This is a genomic window from Pseudomonas veronii (assembly GCF_002028325.1).
Lineage (GTDB): Bacteria > Pseudomonadota > Gammaproteobacteria > Pseudomonadales > Pseudomonadaceae > Aquipseudomonas > Aquipseudomonas veronii.
Genome location: NZ_CP018420.1, coordinates 366,274 through 382,231, shown reverse-complemented (window position 1 = coordinate 382,231; position 15,958 = coordinate 366,274). Strand labels below are relative to the sequence as shown.

16 protein-coding genes and 1 tRNA gene are annotated in these 15,958 nt (G+C 61.3%); 10 read left to right on the top strand and 7 right to left on the bottom strand.

The genetic code is table 11. From position 1 onward, the window contains the following. The first annotated feature begins 70 nt into the window (after positions 1–70). Positions 71–146 (top strand) — tRNA-Phe (locus PverR02_RS01730). 143 nt (positions 147–289) lie between these two features. Here the strand turns inward: PverR02_RS01730 and PverR02_RS01725 are convergent. The 4 genes from PverR02_RS01725 to relB form a co-directional block, all read right to left on the bottom strand. Next, positions 290–1,897, bottom strand: coding sequence for an ArnT family glycosyltransferase (locus PverR02_RS01725; protein ID WP_017849945.1), 1,608 nt, complete (start codon positions 1,895–1,897; stop codon positions 290–292). A gap of 78 nt (positions 1,898–1,975) precedes the next feature. Next, positions 1,976–2,950 carry an arsenic resistance protein gene (locus PverR02_RS01720; protein ID WP_079442658.1) on the bottom strand — a complete coding sequence of 325 codons (975 nt, stop codon included), beginning with the start codon at positions 2,948–2,950 and terminating at the stop codon, positions 1,976–1,978. Positions 2,951–2,991: 41 nt separating this feature from the next. Next, positions 2,992–3,303: a type II toxin-antitoxin system RelE/ParE family toxin gene (locus tag PverR02_RS01715; protein WP_032805156.1), complete on the bottom strand. Its 312-nt coding sequence runs from the start codon at positions 3,301–3,303 to the stop codon at positions 2,992–2,994. Further along, on the bottom strand, positions 3,290–3,481 hold the full coding sequence (gene relB, locus PverR02_RS01710) for a type II toxin-antitoxin system RelB family antitoxin (RefSeq protein ID WP_079444974.1): 192 nt from the start codon (positions 3,479–3,481) through the stop codon (positions 3,290–3,292). The genes PverR02_RS01715 and relB overlap by 14 nt, the downstream gene beginning before the upstream one ends. A 213-nt stretch (positions 3,482–3,694) precedes the next feature. On the opposite strand from relB, the gene PverR02_RS01705 reads away from it, so the two are divergent. Then, on the top strand, positions 3,695–4,642 hold the full coding sequence (locus PverR02_RS01705) for an alpha/beta hydrolase family protein (RefSeq protein ID WP_079442657.1): 948 nt from the start codon (positions 3,695–3,697) through the stop codon (positions 4,640–4,642). A 69-nt stretch (positions 4,643–4,711) separates the two neighbouring features. After that, positions 4,712–5,125, top strand: coding sequence for a hypothetical protein (locus tag PverR02_RS01700; RefSeq protein ID WP_046385011.1), 414 nt, complete (start codon positions 4,712–4,714; stop codon positions 5,123–5,125). A gap of 140 nt (positions 5,126–5,265) precedes the next feature. Here the strand turns inward: PverR02_RS01700 and gabP are convergent, their stop codons facing one another. Continuing rightward, positions 5,266–6,657 (bottom strand): GABA permease, encoded by a 1,392-nt coding sequence (gabP, locus tag PverR02_RS01695; protein ID WP_017849950.1) that lies wholly within the window; start codon positions 6,655–6,657, stop codon positions 5,266–5,268. Between the two features lie 555 nt (positions 6,658–7,212). On the opposite strand from gabP, the gene PverR02_RS01690 reads away from it, so the two are divergent. The 5 genes from PverR02_RS01690 to PverR02_RS01670 all read left to right on the top strand — a co-directional run bounded on the left by PverR02_RS01690 (position 7,213) and on the right by PverR02_RS01670 (position 11,418). Beyond that, positions 7,213–7,986 (top strand): ABC transporter ATP-binding protein, encoded by a 774-nt coding sequence (locus PverR02_RS01690; protein ID WP_017849951.1) that lies wholly within the window; start codon positions 7,213–7,215, stop codon positions 7,984–7,986. A gap of 13 nt (positions 7,987–7,999) precedes the next feature. Beyond that, positions 8,000–8,752, top strand: coding sequence for an ABC transporter substrate-binding protein (locus tag PverR02_RS01685; RefSeq protein WP_017849952.1), 753 nt, complete (start codon positions 8,000–8,002; stop codon positions 8,750–8,752). Positions 8,753–8,826: 74 nt separating this feature from the next. After that, complete coding sequence (locus PverR02_RS01680; RefSeq protein WP_079442656.1) at positions 8,827–9,522, top strand: ABC transporter permease; 696 nt, start codon at positions 8,827–8,829, stop codon at positions 9,520–9,522. Positions 9,523–9,560: 38 nt separating this feature from the next. Then, positions 9,561–10,250 carry an ABC transporter permease gene (locus tag PverR02_RS01675; RefSeq protein ID WP_046385364.1) on the top strand — a complete coding sequence of 230 codons (690 nt, stop codon included), beginning with the start codon at positions 9,561–9,563 and terminating at the stop codon, positions 10,248–10,250. Then, complete coding sequence (locus PverR02_RS01670) at positions 10,231–11,418, top strand: methyltransferase (protein WP_057003603.1); 1,188 nt, start codon at positions 10,231–10,233, stop codon at positions 11,416–11,418. The genes PverR02_RS01675 and PverR02_RS01670 overlap by 20 nt, the downstream gene beginning before the upstream one ends. A 241-nt stretch (positions 11,419–11,659) precedes the next feature. On the opposite strand, the gene bcsQ is transcribed toward PverR02_RS01670, so the two are convergent. Beyond that, entirely contained in the window at positions 11,660–12,619 is a 960-nt protein-coding gene (bcsQ, locus tag PverR02_RS01665; protein WP_079442655.1) for a cellulose biosynthesis protein BcsQ, read from the bottom strand. A gap of 265 nt (positions 12,620–12,884) precedes the next feature. On the opposite strand from bcsQ, the gene lapG reads away from it, so the two are divergent. Both lapG and lapD read left to right on the top strand, forming a co-directional pair. After that, positions 12,885–13,601: a cysteine protease LapG gene (lapG, locus tag PverR02_RS01660; protein ID WP_017849958.1), complete on the top strand. Its 717-nt coding sequence runs from the start codon at positions 12,885–12,887 to the stop codon at positions 13,599–13,601. Between the two features lie 11 nt (positions 13,602–13,612). Further along, entirely contained in the window at positions 13,613–15,571 is a 1,959-nt protein-coding gene (gene lapD / locus PverR02_RS01655) for a cyclic di-GMP receptor LapD (protein WP_046385016.1), read from the top strand. Positions 15,572–15,615: 44 nt separating this feature from the next. Here lapD and PverR02_RS01650 read toward each other — a convergent pair whose 3' ends face one another. Next, on the bottom strand, positions 15,616–15,954 hold the full coding sequence (locus PverR02_RS01650) for a hypothetical protein (protein WP_017849960.1): 339 nt from the start codon (positions 15,952–15,954) through the stop codon (positions 15,616–15,618). Between the last annotated feature and the right edge of the window lie 4 nt (positions 15,955–15,958).

Here is a 15,958-nt window from a genome sequence, read left to right as displayed (position 1 = left end):
GGTAATAATTAAATATTTTTTGAAAACTTGCTTGACGACCCCCTGAAAAACCCGTTTAATGCGCCCCGTTGCCCAGATAGCTCAGTCGGTAGAGCAGGGGATTGAAAATCCCCGTGTCGGCGGTTCGATTCCGTCTCTGGGCACCACTATTAAGTTTCAGGTGGTGCAACGATCATCTGAAACACCCAAAAACCCCGCCTAGTGCGGGTTTTTTGTTGCCTTCGATTTACCCATCCCGAACCGGGGTGGCTCACCGTCACCCCAGTACGCAATACCCGCCTCGCGCCGCCTACTTGAGCAAGAACACCAACAACGGATTGTCGTTCAGTCGCCCATTGAACATCGGCGCCAGGTGTTCCACCGGTGTGCCCTTCAACTGCTCGGTTTCCTTGCGCGCCACGATCACCCAGGACGGCCGTGGCAGCGAGTCCAACTGATCGAGCTGGTTACGCCCGATGAACAGCGGTTGCTCGTCGTGATCCAGGTTCATCATGTAGCGCACGGCCCAAGTGTCCCGCGCAAGGCCGACAAACACCAACGGTCCAGGCTCTTGTGCGCGAAGCGCTTCCACCTGACTGACAAATTGCCGGGTGTCGAACTGCAGGTCCTTGGCCGGCTCTACCACGGTCACCAGCAACAACCACTGCGCCGCCAGTGCGATCGCGCTGAGCCACACCAAACGCCCGGCGCGACGCCAGGCGATCAATACCGCCCCCTGCAGGATCACCAGCACGCCGATCAGCAACGGCAACGAAACGTCCGGCCAGTAACCGTGCTTCTGCCACCCATGTCGACACACGAAGACTACAACCACGCACAACGCCGGCAGCGCCGCGACGAGCCATGTGTAACAGCGACGCACCCCGACGAACCAGTTCTGTGCGTGGAGCAGCCCATAGGCGGCGACAGCGGCAAACATCGGCACCATGGGCAGGATGTAATAAGCGCGCTTGAAGTGCGGCACCGACAGCCCGAGCAGAATCATCAAGCCGCAGGCGCCGAGCCGCACGACCAGTTGCACGTCGTCATTGCCCCAGCGTTCCGGCCAGCGATGACGCAGCGCAACCATGCTCGCCAACGCCATGGGGACCACCGGGAAGTAACGGTACAGACTCAGCTGGAAGTAGAAATAGAACGGCTCGCCGATTTCATCGAGGCGCCCGCCGACCTGCATCTTGAACACTTCATCGGCAAAGGCCTGGCCCCCACTGATCCGCGCCAACTGCATCAGCAGCCACCAGCAACACGCCAGCAGCAGCAACCCGATAACGCCGTGGATCAGCACTTGCCTGACCCGCTCCCCCGGACGACCCAACGCCCAATACACGCAGGCCACCCCACAGACTTCGATCAAGCCCAACGGCCCGCGAATCGCAAAGCCCAGGATAAACAGCGGGAACACCGCCAACTGCCGCAGCCGCGAGCCAAGGCGTTCGCCACTGTGCAGCAGGTAGAAGCTGCCTACGCACAACAGCGCCACCATCTGATCCAGGCACACCGAGCGCGACTTTTCGAGCAACTGGGTGGTGAGCAAGGTCAGCAGCACCGTCAACAGCGCCCAGGCGCGACTGGAAGGCGCCAGCAAGCGATAGATCAGCGCCACCACTCCGGCAGAGGCCAGCGCGGTGGGCAGGACATTCGCCAGGTGGTTGGGCGCACCGAACAGCCGGGCGAATACAAAACTGAAGAACGTCGCCGTACCGGGATAATCCGCGTAGGGCTGGCCGTAGGTAGTGGGAAAAAGACTCGCCCCATGGCGAAACATTTCCTGCATGAACAACGCCCAGCGCCCGTCAAACCCCTGAGGCTGCTGGTCCCAGATCCCCAACGTAAATAACAACAAAGCAATCAGAAAAATGCCCAGAGACTCCAGGCGAAAAGAGTTGCGCTGATCCATCGGTTGTCCTGCCAGGTAGTGAGCGGCGGCTTATGGTGCCCAACACATCCCAAATAGCGCCTGAACAACCCTGAACATTCATGTGCCCGGCCGATCTGCGCGCCACACCAGCGTCGGGATCAGGCGAACGTAGATCAGCTCGCCAATCAACTCGACCAGGGTTTGCAGGATCACCGCCGTCGCCGCCAACCCGCGCACGCCTTCGGGCAACGCCAGCGCGAGGGGCAACACCACCAGCGAGTTACGCGTCGCCGCGCTGAACGTCACCGCGCGCGCCGTCACCGCCGGCAGCGCGAACAGGCGCGCGGCGAACATCCCCATCAATGGCGCCAACAGCACAAAGCCAACGTAGACCGGAATCACCGGCAGCAGCAGGCTGATATCGCGCACCACCGCGGTGATTTGCGAACCGATCACCACAAACAGCACCGCGGCCATCGCCGGCACCGGCAACCAGGCCCAGGCATCGTTCCAGGCGTTGACGACCGAGGAACGCCGCGCCAGCGAGGTGGTGATCACCGCCAGCACCATCGGCACCACGATCAATAACAGGAACGCCTCGACAAACGGCCGCACCTCCACCACCACCGCGGACTGCGCGCCCAACATCAACCCCAGGTACACCGGCAACAACACCAACTGCAACAACAGCAGCAGCGGCGTCGCGGCCAGCATCAAGCGCGAATCGCCCTTGCCGATGTGGGTAAACACCACCACGTAGTCGATACACGGCGTCAGCAATACCAGCAACGCCCCCACCAGCAACGCCGGGCGCTCCACCAGGCCACGCGTCAGTAGCCACACCAGCACGGGCACGAGAACGAAATTGGCCAGCAGCAACGCCGCCAGGAACCGCTGGTTGCCCACGCCTTGGCGCAGTTGCAGAAACGGGATTTGCAGGAACATCGCATACATCAGCACCGCGATGGCCGGCGTGACCAGCACGCCGAGGCCATGCGCCAATGACGGCGCGAGCAGACCGAAAGCGGCGGCCAGGAGGACGGTGGCGAAGTAGAGGGGAATCTGGTGGTGTTCGAGGGTGTCGCGGGTCATCAGGACGCTCTCGCTGATTGCAAAGGCGCAAGCCTAAGCATCTACTGGCGTGAGGTCGAGTGGTGTGGCCCGATCACATCCCTGGGATATTCCTGGCGAGTGTGTAACACCATCACTATCTCAACGTGCTCCGTCACCCGATAGACCACCAGGTAGTTTGGATGAACAACCATTTCCCGAGTACCAGACAAGCGACCGTGCTTGAATCCGTATGGCATCAGGGACAACCCCTCGGCGGCAACCACAATAGTTTGGTGCAGCGAGACGGCGGCAACCGGGTTGTACTGCTCGATGTAATCAATGATCTCGATCAGGGCGACAATAGCCTCAGGTCGCCATTTAACGAGAAGCACGAGCCTTGCGCCTCTCTTCCAGCACCTTCTCGACTTCAGCCATCGCCTGATCGTGCGGAATACTAGGACGAGGATCGTCAATTGAAGCCTGCACCTTGGCACGAAACCAACGGTCGTAGCTGGCAGCTTGCTCTTCTGTTTCAAACTCCGAAACGATGGGAGTACGTGGAATGCTCATAGAGACCTCCGTAATGGATGCCTGCCAGTCTAATCTGTCCATGGTTGGCTGTCGTTTCTCTCAGATGTGTGGTTTTTTCGGAACAAGCCACTGTGCGCGGGCGTTGTAGGCGTTGTGAGCGCCAGAGATTAGTGAGTCAGCGGAACGAAGTACAAGTGCTGGCAAACTGGCCAACCGTTACCAAAAATAAAAAATCGGCACAGGCCCAAAACGATGAACTTGAATGATGCCTCTTCGCCAACGCCTGCAACTCAACCCAGCCAAAACACTTCCTTCAGAGCACCCGCCGCAGACGGCTACCCGCTTGGCGGCTTCACCTGGCGCCATATCCGAAGCGACCCTACACGCCCGGTCGTCATCATCAACGCCGCCACCTCCGTGCGCTGTCGCCACTATTCACGCTTCGCCGACTACCTGTTCGCCAACGGCTTCGATGTCATCACCTACGACTATCGCGGCATCGGCGAGTCCCGCCGTGGCTCGCTGCGAGGCTTCAAGGCCTCATGGTCGGATTGGGGCCGCCTGGATTTCGAGGCGATATTGCAGCGGGCGCAGCGCGAGTTCCCGGGGCAGCCGATCGACGTGGTCGGTCACAGCTTCGGCGGCTGCGCAGCGGGGCTGGGGGCGTCCGGCGCAGTGATCCGGCGCCTGGTGACGGTGGGCGCGCAATTCGCCTACTGGCGCGATTACGCAGCGAGCGGGCGCTGGCGCATGGTTGGCAAGTGGCATGTGGTGATGCCACTGGTGACGGCGCTGTTCGGCTACTTCCCGGGCAAGCGCCTGGGCTGGCTGGAGGATACGCCGGCCGGCGTGGTACGGGACTGGAGCACGCCGACGCCGAGCTATGAAACACGGCCCAGCGGGCGCGCCTTGGGTGAACTGCCGTTTGCCCGGGTAACGGCGCAGGTGCTGGCGATCAGCATCACCGACGATCCCTTCGGCACCGTGCCGGCCATCGAGCGCTTGCTGAGCTACTTCGCCAGCAGCGAACGCACTCACCTGCGCATCGCCCCTGACGATATCGGAGAAACACAGGTCGGACATTTCGCGTTCTTTCGCAGCGAGTATGAGGATCGGCTGTGGCCGATTGCGCTGGCATGGCTGAAGCACGGCGCGCTAACGCCCGGCACACCGGGCCGTCGCATGACGGCGCGCGTCTAGAACCCCTTGGGATTTCCCTCAACCTGCGCTTCAATACCCACCCAGATCCTGAACCAAGGACGTGAGCCCATGGCCTCGCCGAACAAGCAGCAAAAACGTGCCCACCGGGCAAAGGCCAAGGCCAAGCAAAACCGTACCCAACGCGCCGTCGCGAGCAAGCCGGATGCATTTGCCGGCGATGACAGCCGCATCGATCTTGAGTCGGTGGATTTGACTGAATTGTTTGTCGAAATGCGTACTGCCGGCGAAATCAGCCAGCAAGCGCTGTGCGCGGCATTCCTGGCGCACCCGCTGTTGGCATTGGTGCTGGAGCAGGAAGGCGAAGAAGAGGCCACCGACTTTATCCTGGCGGCACTGATCGAATATCGGCAGTGGGCTACCGACACCGAGGATGAAGCGGCAGCCCTGGCGTGGGTCGAGTCGCCGCAGTTCCAGGCGGATTACGTCGCCGCATCCCAGGCGCTGGTGATTTCCCAAGACTGACGCAAAACGCAATGTGGGAGGGGGCTTGCCCCCGATAGCGGTGTGCCAGTCGACATCTAATTGACTGATACACCGCTATCGGGGGCAAGCCCCCTCCCACATTTGAACTGCGGCGCAATCAAGCACCGCACTCCATCACATCAATTCAGTACTGCAGCGCCTACGCTCTGGGCCTTGCGACGGCTCGAAACGAGCAGCCCCGCCGCCACCACCAGCAAGCTCAAGACCCCGGTCGCGATGATCTCGACCCGATGGGCTTCCTGGAACAGCATGATCCCCAGCGTACCGACGATGAACACCATCACCGCGTAGGTCAGGCCTGGGAACAACCACATTTTGAACGCGAGCGTCTCGCCCGCCGCAGTACGCTTCTGACGCATGCGCAGTTGCGACACCGCAATCACCAGGTACACCAGCAACGCAATGGCGCCGGAACTGGCCAGCAGGAATTCGAACACCGCCGCCGGTGCCACGTAGTTGGCGAAGACCGCCAGGAACGCTGCGCCGGTGGACAGCATCACCGCCCAGTAAGGCGTGCCGCTTTTGTTGGTGCGCTTGGACACGGCGGGTGCATCACCACGACGGCCCAGGGAAAACAGCATGCGCGAGGCGGTGTACAGCGCCGAGTTGAGGCAGCTGGTCACGGCAACCAAGACCACCAGGTCAACGATCAGCTTGGCATTCGGGATGCCCATGCTTTCCAGCACTGTCTGGTAGGAACCTACGGCAGCCAGGGTCGGATCGTTCCAAGGCACCAGGGACACCACGATGAAGATCGACAGCAGGTAGAACAAACCAATCCGCCAGATCACCGAGTTGGTGGCCTTGGTGATCTGCTGGCCCGGGTCCTTCGACTCGGCGGCCGCGATGGTGACAATCTCGGTGCCCATGAACGAGAACATGGTGGTCAGGATGGCCGCCAGCACAGCGCCCATGCCGTTCGGCATGAAGCCCTGGGTGTCGAACAGGTGCGAGACACCGCTGACCTGGCTGGTCGGCAGGAAGCCGAAGATCGCCAGCAGGCCGAGGATCACAAAGCCCACGATCGCGACGACTTTGATCAGCGCGAACCAGAACTCGAACTCACCGTAGTGTTTCACGCTGAACAGATTGGTCGCCGTCAGCAGCAAGGTGATGATCAGGGTAAACGCCCAGATGGCCACGCCGGGGAACCAGGCATGGAGGATGGTCGCGGCGGCGTTGGCTTCCAATGGAATCACCAGCACCCAGAACCACCAGTACAGCCAGCCGATGGTGAAACCGGCCCAGTGACCGATCGCCCGATCGGCGTAGGTCGAGAACGAACCGGTGTCCGGCGACGCCACGGCCATTTCGGCCAACATCCGCATCACCAAGACCACCAGCGCACCGGCGGCGGCATACGCCAGCAGTACCGCAGGGCCGGCGGCGGCGATCGCGTGGCCGGAGCCGACAAACAAACCGGCACCGATGACGCCGGCAATCGACAACATGGTGACGTGACGCGGTTTGAGCCCCTGTTCGAGGTCATTGGAGCTATGCGTACTACTCATTGACACACCTTTAAACGAGGAATTGCGAAAACGGTCCGCCCGGCGCGTGCCTTTTACGTGAAAAGAAACAAACAGGGCGTTCTTTATTTTTTACGCAATATTTGCGCCAAAATGTTACAAAACCCCGATTGACGCGGGCTGTAGGACGATCCAGCAGCCCTCGCAAGTCATTGAGAATGCTGGCATTCCGCTACAGCGTTACCGAGCGACTCACTTTTACCCGAACGCGCGCACCACAAATACACACAAAAAGTACGTGACGCCCCATAAAAGGGCCGATGGTCACCGTTTGCCCGGTTAACCCTTCCAACACCCGCCCAAAGCTGGCACCATCGCGCCCTTTTTCACGCGAAGCCTGCGGGTTTTCCAGGTTCAAACGGCTGTTCGGTTGTTGATGGCGCGACACGCCGCTGTGCCGATGCGACACCTTGCCGCAGACCACCTGTTAAGCATCCGCCGCGCTGTTGGCTGCCATCCGGACGCTATGCTAGGTTGGCGCCTCGCCAGGAAGGCGACCCAACAGCAGGAACGCAACGAACACAATGAGGACCGCACATGGCTCTGGCCGCGCCCGCGCTTGAAATCCGCAACTTGCATAAACGCTATGGTGAGCTGGAGGTACTCAAAGGTATCTCGCTGACCGCTCGCGACGGCGATGTGATCTCGATCCTGGGTTCCTCCGGTTCCGGCAAGTCCACATTCCTGCGCTGCATCAACCTGCTGGAAAACCCGCACCAGGGCCAGATCCTGGTGGCTGGCGAAGAGCTCAAGCTCAAGGCCGCGAAGAACGGCGAGCTGATAGCCGCCGACGGCAAGCAGATCAACCGCCTGCGCAGCGAAATCGGGTTTGTGTTTCAAAACTTTAACCTGTGGCCGCACATGAGCATCCTCGACAACATCATCGAGGCCCCACGCCGCGTGCTCGGCCAGAGCAAGGCCGAAGCCATCGAAGTGGCCGAAGCCCTGCTGGCCAAGGTCGGCATCGGCGACAAGCGCCACGCCTACCCCGCGCAATTGTCCGGCGGCCAGCAGCAGCGGGCGGCCATCGCGCGTACCCTGGCGATGCAGCCGAAAGTCATCCTGTTCGACGAACCCACCTCGGCCCTTGACCCGGAAATGGTCCAGGAAGTACTTAATGTGATCCGCGCGCTGGCCGAAGAAGGCCGCACCATGCTGCTGGTCACCCATGAAATGGGCTTCGCCCGCCAGGTGTCCAGTGAAGTGGTGTTCTTGCACCAAGGCCTGGTCGAAGAGCAAGGATCGCCACAGCAGGTGTTTGAAAACCCGCTTTCGGCGCGCTGCAAACAATTCATGTCCAGCAACCGCTAACGGAGCAACATGCATGCAGAACTATAAAAAATTCCTTCTGGCCGCGGCCGTTTCGATGGCGTTCAGCGCCTCGGCCATGGCAGAAACCCTGAAAATGGGGATCGAAGCGGCCTACCCGCCGTTCAACAATAAAGATGCCAGCGGCAACGTCGTCGGCTTCGACAAAGACATCGGCGACGCCCTGTGCGCCAAGATGAAAGTCGAGAAGTGCGAAGTGTATGTATCGGACTGGGACGGCATCATCCCGGCGCTGAACGCGAAGAAATTCGACTTCCTGGTGTCCTCGCTGTCGATCACCGACGAACGCAAGCAGGCCGTCGACTTCACCGACCCGTACTACTCCAACAAGCTGCAGTTCATCGCACCTAAAGCCACGGCAGACTTCAAGACCGACGCGGCCTACCTGAAAGGCAAGATCATCGGCGCACAACGCGCGACGTTGGCCGGCACCTACCTGGAAGACAAGCTGCCAGACACCACCAGCAAGCTCTACGACACCCAGGAAAACGCCTACCTCGACCTGACGTCCGGCCGCCTGGACGGCATCCTTGCCGACAAGTACGTGCAGTACGAATGGCTCAAGAGCAAAGACGGTTCCGCCTATGAATTCAAGGGCGACCCGGTGGTCGAGAGCGACAAGATCGGTATCGCCGTGCGCAAAGGCGACCCGCTGCGCGAACGCCTGAACAAAGCCCTGGCAGAGATCAAGGCCGACGGCACCTACAAGAAGATCAACGACAAGTACTTCCCTTTCAGCATCGAATGATCTGAACGGTATGCCCGACGCGCTCCCAGGGGCGCGTCGGCTTTCAGCTTTGCCTGCCGCGATATGAAAACACCATGAATTTCGATCTCTACGGATTCGGCCCGGCGCTCGCCACCGGCGCGCTGATGACCGTCAAGCTGGCGCTCACGGCCCTGTGCCTGGGGCTGGTACTCGGCCTGGCCGGCGCTTTGGCCAAGACGTCCCCATACAAGCCGCTGCAGTGGCTGGGCGGGGCTTACTCGACCCTCGTTCGCGGTATTCCCGAACTGTTGTGGGTGTTGCTGATTTATTTCGGCACGGTCAACCTGATGCGTGCCCTCGGGGAGTTTTTCGGTAACCCCGACCTTTCCCTCAGCGCCTTCGCCGCCGGGGTCATCGCCCTGGGCCTGTGCTTTGGCGCCTACGCCACGGAAGTGTTCCGTGGCGCGATCCTCGCCATTCCCAAGGGCCACCGTGAAGCCGGTGTGGCATTGGGCCTGTCGAAGTTTCGCATCTTCACCCGCTTGATCATGCCGCAGATGTGGCGCATCGCCCTGCCGGGCCTGGGCAACCTGTTCATGATCCTGATGAAAGACACCGCGCTGGTATCGGTGATCGGCCTCGAAGAAATCATGCGCCATGCGCAGATCGGCGTGACCGTGACCAAGCAGCCGTTCACCTTCTTCATGGTGGCGGCGTTCATGTACCTGGGCCTCACCGTGCTGGCCATGACTGGCATGCACTTCCTGGAAAAACGCGCCAGTCGCGGCTTTGCAAGGAGCACCCAATGAACGGCGACTACAGCTGGCTGTCCCATTTCGACCTGGGCCTGAACTGGGCCGTGATCATCAAGTGGCTGCCCAAACTGGCCCAGGGCGCGACCCTCACCCTCGAGCTGGTGGCCATTGCGGTGATTGCCGGCCTGCTGCTGGCGATCCCGCTGGGCATCGCCCGCTCTTCGCGCCGCTGGTACGTGCGGACCCTGCCCTATTGCTACATTTTCTTCTTTCGCGGCACGCCGTTGCTGGTGCAACTGTTCCTGGTCTACTACGGCCTGGCGCAGTTCGACGCGGTGCGTAACAGCTTCATGTGGCCGTACCTGCGCGATCCGTTCTGGTGCGCCACCGCCACCATGACCCTGCACACCGCCGCCTATATCGCCGAAATCCTGCGCGGTGCGATCCAGGCCATCCCGCCGGGTGAAATCGAAGCGGCGCGGGCCCTGGGCATGTCCAAGCCGAAGACGCTGTTCTATATCATCCTGCCGCGCGCCTCGCGCATCGGCCTGCCGGCGTACAGCAACGAAGTGATCCTGATGCTCAAGGCCAGCGCCCTGGCCAGCACCGTGACGCTGCTCGAACTGACTGGCATGGCGCGCACCATCATTGCGCGCACGTACCTGCCAGTGGAGATCTTCTTCGCCGCCGGCCTGTTCTACCTGCTGATGGCCTATGTGCTGGTGCGCGGTTTCAAACTGCTGGAACGCTGGCTGCGAGTCGATGCTTGCCAGGGACGTTGAAGCGCACTTCCAGGCGCTGGATGCGTTCCTCAGCGAACACCAAGGGCTGTGGCGACCACGGCCCTTCACGCATCGCCAGTTACCCTGGGAATCCCAACATCCCGCGCTCGCCCAGTGGCTGCGCCGGCGCTCGCTGGCCGACGCGGAAAGCAGCCACAACCGGCCCCATGAGCTGCCCGCCCCGGCGCCTTTTCCACAGCTGGCCGCGCAGGCGCTGCGCCTCAGTGCTGTGGATAAGTTACCGACGCAGCCCCTGGCACCCGCCCGCCAGCGCCTGAACGTCGATGTGCCTGGCCGCAAGTGGCAACAGATCGAAGCCTTCGGCGCCGCCCTGGGGTTCGCGCAACCACCGCGGCACTGGCTGGACTGGTGCGCCGGCAAAGGCCACCTCGGCCGCCGCCTGCTGCACAGCGGGCAGCAACTGACCTGCCTGGAATACGATCCGGCCCTGATCGCCGCCGGGCAGGCCTTGAGCGACCACCACCAACTGCCCGTCACCCATCACCTGCAAGACGTACTGGCCGACGTGACGGTCAGCGCCGAACACACACCCGTCGCCCTGCACGCCTGCGGCGACCTGCACGTGCGTCTGCTGCAACTGGCCAGCACTGCCGGCTGCAAGCAACTGGCGCTGGCACCCTGCTGCTACAACCGCATCCGCACCGATCGCTATCAGCCACTGTCGAGCGTCGGCCGCGCTTCGGCGTTGCGCTTATCGGTGGATGACCTGGGGCTGCCCCTCAGTGAAACCGTCACCGCCGGCAAGCGGGTGCGCCGGCAACGGGATACGTCCATGGCCAGGCGCCTGGGTTTCGATCACTTGCAGCGCCAATTGCGCCATTGCGACACGTACCTGCCCACGCCGTCCCTGCCCGCCAGTTGGCTGGATAAACCCTTCGCCGACTATTGCCGCGAGTTGGCCGGCCTCAAAGGTTTATCCACAGGCGAGCAGGATTGGACAGCGCTGGAGGCACACGGCTGGCGGCGCTTGGCCGAGGTCAGAAACCTGGAACTGCTGCGAGGGTTGTTCCGCCGCCCGCTGGAGCTGTGGCTGGTACTGGATCGGGCTCTGTTTCTGCGGGAACAGGGCTACACCGTGGCGGTAGGCAGCTTCTGCGAAACCACCCTGACCCCACGCAACCTTATGGTGCTGGCTGAGCGCGATTAAAGCGCATTTTTTCCTACGCGCGCCCTGTGGATAACTCTGTTGATGAAATCCTTACAGAAGTTGTAGCCATCTGCGCTACAGGCCAAATGCCATACTGATCATTTTTTGCGCAACGAATAAAACGCACGCAAAACAGGCGGTTGCGCCGTGTTGAGAATGGTTCCGCCCAAACCCCATTCGACGCCATCGGCGACCTGCCGATTGTGCATAAGCATTTCGCGTTCAGCGCATAAAGCGTGATTTAGCGGGCTTTTTTCCGTGCGATCAACAACCGGCACAGCCTCTTGAGATCGTCGCAGGCGGCGCTCGCCGCCAAGTTATCCAGCGGGTCCGTGGCAAAGGCCAGGGCTTCGCTGATCGATGGATCGCGATGCACCACGTCCAACGGATTATCGCCCAAGCGCAGTTTGAAGGCATTGACCATGTCCCGGCTGAACGCCGAGTTTTCTTCCAGTTGATTGATCACATAGTGGCAATGTGGCGGGCGTTCACGCTCAAGATAAGGCGCCAGCACCGCGTCCAACTGGTCAAGCGTGCCGAGGCATGCGGCATTCGGCTGGACGACGACCAATACGCTATCGGCCACGCTCAACGCTTGATGCAGATAGACGTTATTACCGGCGGGGGTGTCGATGAGCATGATCGGGCGCTCGCTCAACCCCAGGGTCGACAGGTGCTGCGCCAACCACTCCGGTTCACGCGTGAGCCAACGTTGCAGGTTGTCCTTCTGCTTGATATCGGTGTGCCCGAAGGGGATCACGCGGCAGCCGGCAAACCCTGTTTGCAGGAGCGTCTCCCAGCGCGTATTGAGCAGGCTGGCGCGGCCGACGCCCAGGAGCTCCGGGGCCACGCCGAAATGCTGGCGCAATGCGTTTTGAGGGTCCAGATCCAGCGCCACCACCGACTCCCCCAAGCGCTGCAAGCCGCTGCTCAACGCCGTGGCCAGGGTGCTGCGGCCGACGCCGCCGTTGACCGAGACCAGCGCCACCACGGTTGGGCGCGGTGTGCTCAAGTCATAATGATGAGGTTGTTCATAGGCCGCTGGCGCATTGGCGCAAAAGCGCGAGCCGTCTTTCTGGTTAGCGCGGGTGCCATCATCGAATGGAAGGGTGCCGAAAAAGTGCAGCCGAGCGTTCCGTGCCTTGGGCTCCCGGGTCAGGCTCTTGCCGGACGGGGCAAACAGATCATCGGTACGGCTCATGGCCATAACTCCTTCACAGTGCCATTAAAGACGTGAAAGGTCGGCAAGATAAGGCTGACCGCAAGTCTTTTTGTCGGCGCTTTGGTTGCGACATTCTGTGACAGGCGTTATGAGGTGTCATTATTTTGATGGAATTGCCGCCACCCTTTCAGACGAGCGGAAAATAGCCAATTTACCGGCACTTATTCAGGATAAATTGCTACAAAGTGATTTCATCGTGCCATTGTTTTTTACCCGGTATCACCGCACCATTGCCGCACCTTCAATGCTGCAAGCTCGGGTATTCGCAGTGGCGATACGCTTTAACTTCCCTCGGTTCCTGTACGGTCTGGCCATCACGCTGTTGCTGGGTGGCGGCCTGCTGGGCAATCTGCTCGCCGATTGGGATTTCAGCCAGATCAGCCGCCGCGCCGAAGCGCTGTACGGGCCCCTGGGCGCCGGGCGCCAGCGTATCGATGCCTGGCAACACCTGCTCACGGCGCAAAAGCAGGTCAGCGAAACCGAACAACTCAACGTGGTCAACTTGTTCTTTAACCGCCAGTTGCACTACGAAGAAGATATCGACCTGTGGCACGAGATCGATTATTGGGCGACGCCCATTCAATCCCTGTGGAAAGGTGCCGGTGATTGTGAAGACTATGCCATCGCCAAATACTTCAGCCTGCGTCACTTGGGCGTCCCGGCCGAGAAGCTGCGCATAACCTACGTCAAGGCCTTGCGCCAGAATCGCGCGCATATGGTACTGACCTACTATGCAAGCCCGGAAGCCATGCCGTTGGTACTGGACAGCCTGATGGACCCCATTCTGCCGGCCAGCCAACGTCCGGACCTGCTGCCCGTCTATGCTTTCAACGGCGAAGGGTTGTGGCTGACCGGCGCGGCGGGCAACAAAAAAGTCGGTGATAGCAAGCGCCTGTCACGCTGGCAGGATGTCTTGAAAAAAATGACCGCCGAAGGGTTTCCGGCCAGTTCGGATAATTAACAGGAGCTACGATGTCACTGTTCAAACAATTGCTGATCGCTATCTGTGTGTTTCTAGTGGTTGCCTTCAGCGGTAGCTTCATCGTCAGCCTGGAAAGCTCGCGTGCGCAGTACGTCAACCAGTTGCGTTCCCACGCCCAGGATGCGGCCACCGCACTGGCGCTGTCGCTGACGCCGAACATCGATGACCCGGCGATGACCGAGCTGATGGTCAGTTCGATTTTTGACAGTGGCTACTACGCGAGCATCCGCGTGGTGGACCTGAGCAATAACCAGGTGCTGGTGGAGCGTGCCGCCGAGCCTGATGCCAGCGGCGTGCCGGCCTGGTTCGTGAAAATGATCGGCCTCGCGCCGGCCGGCGGCGATGCCATCGTCAGCCGAGGCTGGCAGCAGGCGGCACGGGTCGAGGTGATCAGCCACCCGATGTTCGCCCTGGCCAAACTGTGGCAGAGCGCGTTGGGCAGCCTGGGCTGGTTGCTGCTCTGCGGCGCCGCGAGTGCGGTGCTCGGCGCGCTGTTGCTGCGCCGTCAGTTGAAGCCGCTGGACTATATGGTCGAACAGTCCCACGCCATCGCGCGGCGCGAATTCATCAGTTTGCCCGACCTGCCCCGCACCCCCGAACTGCGACGCGTGGTGCAGGCCATGAACCAGATGGTCGAGAAGCTCAAGGCGTTGTTCAATGAACAGACCGAGCGCAGCGAGAAGCTGCGCGTGGAGTCCTACCAGGACAGCCTGACCGGGCTGGCCAACCGGCGCTATTTCGAGATGCAGCTCAACTCGCGGGTCAGCAACCTGGAAGAAGCCAGTTCAGGCTACCTGCTGATCTTGCGGGTCAATGACCTCGCCGGTCTCAACCAGCGCCTGGGCGGGCAACGCACCGACCAACTGCTGCAAGCCGTCAGCCAGCAACTGGTGCGGACCTGCGCCAAGTACCCGGAAACCCACAACCTGATCACCCGCAGCCGCGGCGGCGAGTTCGCGGTGCTTGCCCCAGGCCTGGTGCGTCACGAAGCGGTGCAATTGGCCCAGGCGCTGGAAACCACCCTGCAGAGCCTGTACGAAACGGGCGCCACAGACATGCAGAGCGTGGCCTACATCGGCCTCGCGCCCTACAACCCCGGCGATGCCTCGGCCGACCTGTTGAAGCTGGCCGATCAGGCCCTGGCCCAGGCTGAAGCCAGTAGCGGCCAAACCTGGGTATGCCTGGAGCGCCAGACCCGGGACACCGTCAGCGACGATCCGCATAGCTGGCACACCCTGCTCGACGAGGCCCTGAATCAGGGGCGCTTCCGCTTGTTTTTCCAGCCGGTGGTCAGTAGCAGCGATACCCGTCAGGTGCTGCACTACAAGGTACTGTCGCGCCTGCTCGACAACCAGGACCAGACCATTGCGGCGGGGCACTTCCTGCCCTGGCTGGAGCGCTTCGGCTGGACCGCACGCCTTGACCAACTGATGCTCGACCTGGTGATCAAACACCTGGCACAGCACAACCAATCGGTGGCGTTGAACCTCTCGGCGGCGACCTTGAATGACCCACAAGCCCTGGAGCGGATGTTCGAGCGATTGGCGCAACACCCGACACTCGGTACGCGCCTGACGCTGGAGATCGGCGAAGAGCAAGTGCCCGAGCAAGCCCAGCTGGAGCGTCTCACCCGGCGCCTGCGCAGCCTCGGATACAGCCTCGGCCTGCAACGTTTCGGCGGGCGTTTCAGCATGATCGGCAACCTCGCGAACCTGGGCCTGGCGTACCTCAAAATCGACGGCAGCTACATCCGGACCATTGATCAGGAAAGCCACAAGCGCTTTTTTATCGAGGCGATCCAGCGTGCCGCCCACAGCATCGATTTGCCGTTGATTGCAGAACGCGTGGAAACCGAAGGTGAGTTGCGCGTGATTCGCGAGATGGGCATCGAAGGGGTGCAAGGCCAACTGGTCGGTGAACCCGCGCCGTGGACGTGGAGCGCCGAGTAATCAGGCCGGCTTGACGCTCATGCTGTGAAAGAGGTGCGTGCGCCTCAGATCAAACCGCTTTCATCGTCATTGATCAGCTCACTCAAACCGCCCAGCGCCGTCCGTGCCTGGGTACGCTCCATCACCTTGACCTGCGCGGCGGGCGGCAGGTCAGTGATGCGGATCACGCCCTTGGCGGTCAGCACCTGGATCAAGTCATCGAGCACCCGAATCATCTCGGAGTCGCTCTGTTGGAGCTGCTTGAGGCTGTTGTCGATCACATCCGTGGCAAACCACGCCTGAATGTCCTGATGATCCGCCGGTAGAGTCCCGGTGGATTCGGCGAAGGCCTGCGCCTCGACGCGAACCAAAGCGTTGTATTGATCGCGTTGCACGTAGAACATCAGC

Coding starts and splice junctions, on each gene's coding strand:
- relB (WP_079444974.1), bottom strand. CDS start 3,481: ATGAGCATTCCACGTACTCCCATCGTTTCGGAGTTTGAAACAGAAGAG.
- gabP (WP_017849950.1), bottom strand. CDS start 6,657: ATGAGTAGTACGCATAGCTCCAATGACCTCGAACAGGGGCTCAAACCG.
- PverR02_RS01725 (WP_017849945.1), bottom strand. CDS start 1,897: ATGGATCAGCGCAACTCTTTTCGCCTGGAGTCTCTGGGCATTTTTCTG.
- PverR02_RS01670 (WP_057003603.1), top strand. CDS start 10,231: ATGCTTGCCAGGGACGTTGAAGCGCACTTCCAGGCGCTGGATGCGTTC.
- PverR02_RS01685 (WP_017849952.1), top strand. CDS start 8,000: ATGCAGAACTATAAAAAATTCCTTCTGGCCGCGGCCGTTTCGATGGCG.
- PverR02_RS01690 (WP_017849951.1), top strand. CDS start 7,213: ATGGCTCTGGCCGCGCCCGCGCTTGAAATCCGCAACTTGCATAAACGC.
- bcsQ (WP_079442655.1), bottom strand. CDS start 12,619: ATGAGCCGTACCGATGATCTGTTTGCCCCGTCCGGCAAGAGCCTGACC.
- PverR02_RS01680 (WP_079442656.1), top strand. CDS start 8,827: ATGAATTTCGATCTCTACGGATTCGGCCCGGCGCTCGCCACCGGCGCG.
- lapD (WP_046385016.1), top strand. CDS start 13,613: ATGTCACTGTTCAAACAATTGCTGATCGCTATCTGTGTGTTTCTAGTG.
- PverR02_RS01700 (WP_046385011.1), top strand. CDS start 4,712: ATGGCCTCGCCGAACAAGCAGCAAAAACGTGCCCACCGGGCAAAGGCC.
- PverR02_RS01720 (WP_079442658.1), bottom strand. CDS start 2,950: ATGACCCGCGACACCCTCGAACACCACCAGATTCCCCTCTACTTCGCC.
- lapG (WP_017849958.1), top strand. CDS start 12,885: ATGCTGCAAGCTCGGGTATTCGCAGTGGCGATACGCTTTAACTTCCCT.
- PverR02_RS01650 (WP_017849960.1), bottom strand. CDS start 15,954: ATGTTCTACGTGCAACGCGATCAATACAACGCTTTGGTTCGCGTCGAG.
- PverR02_RS01705 (WP_079442657.1), top strand. CDS start 3,695: ATGAACTTGAATGATGCCTCTTCGCCAACGCCTGCAACTCAACCCAGC.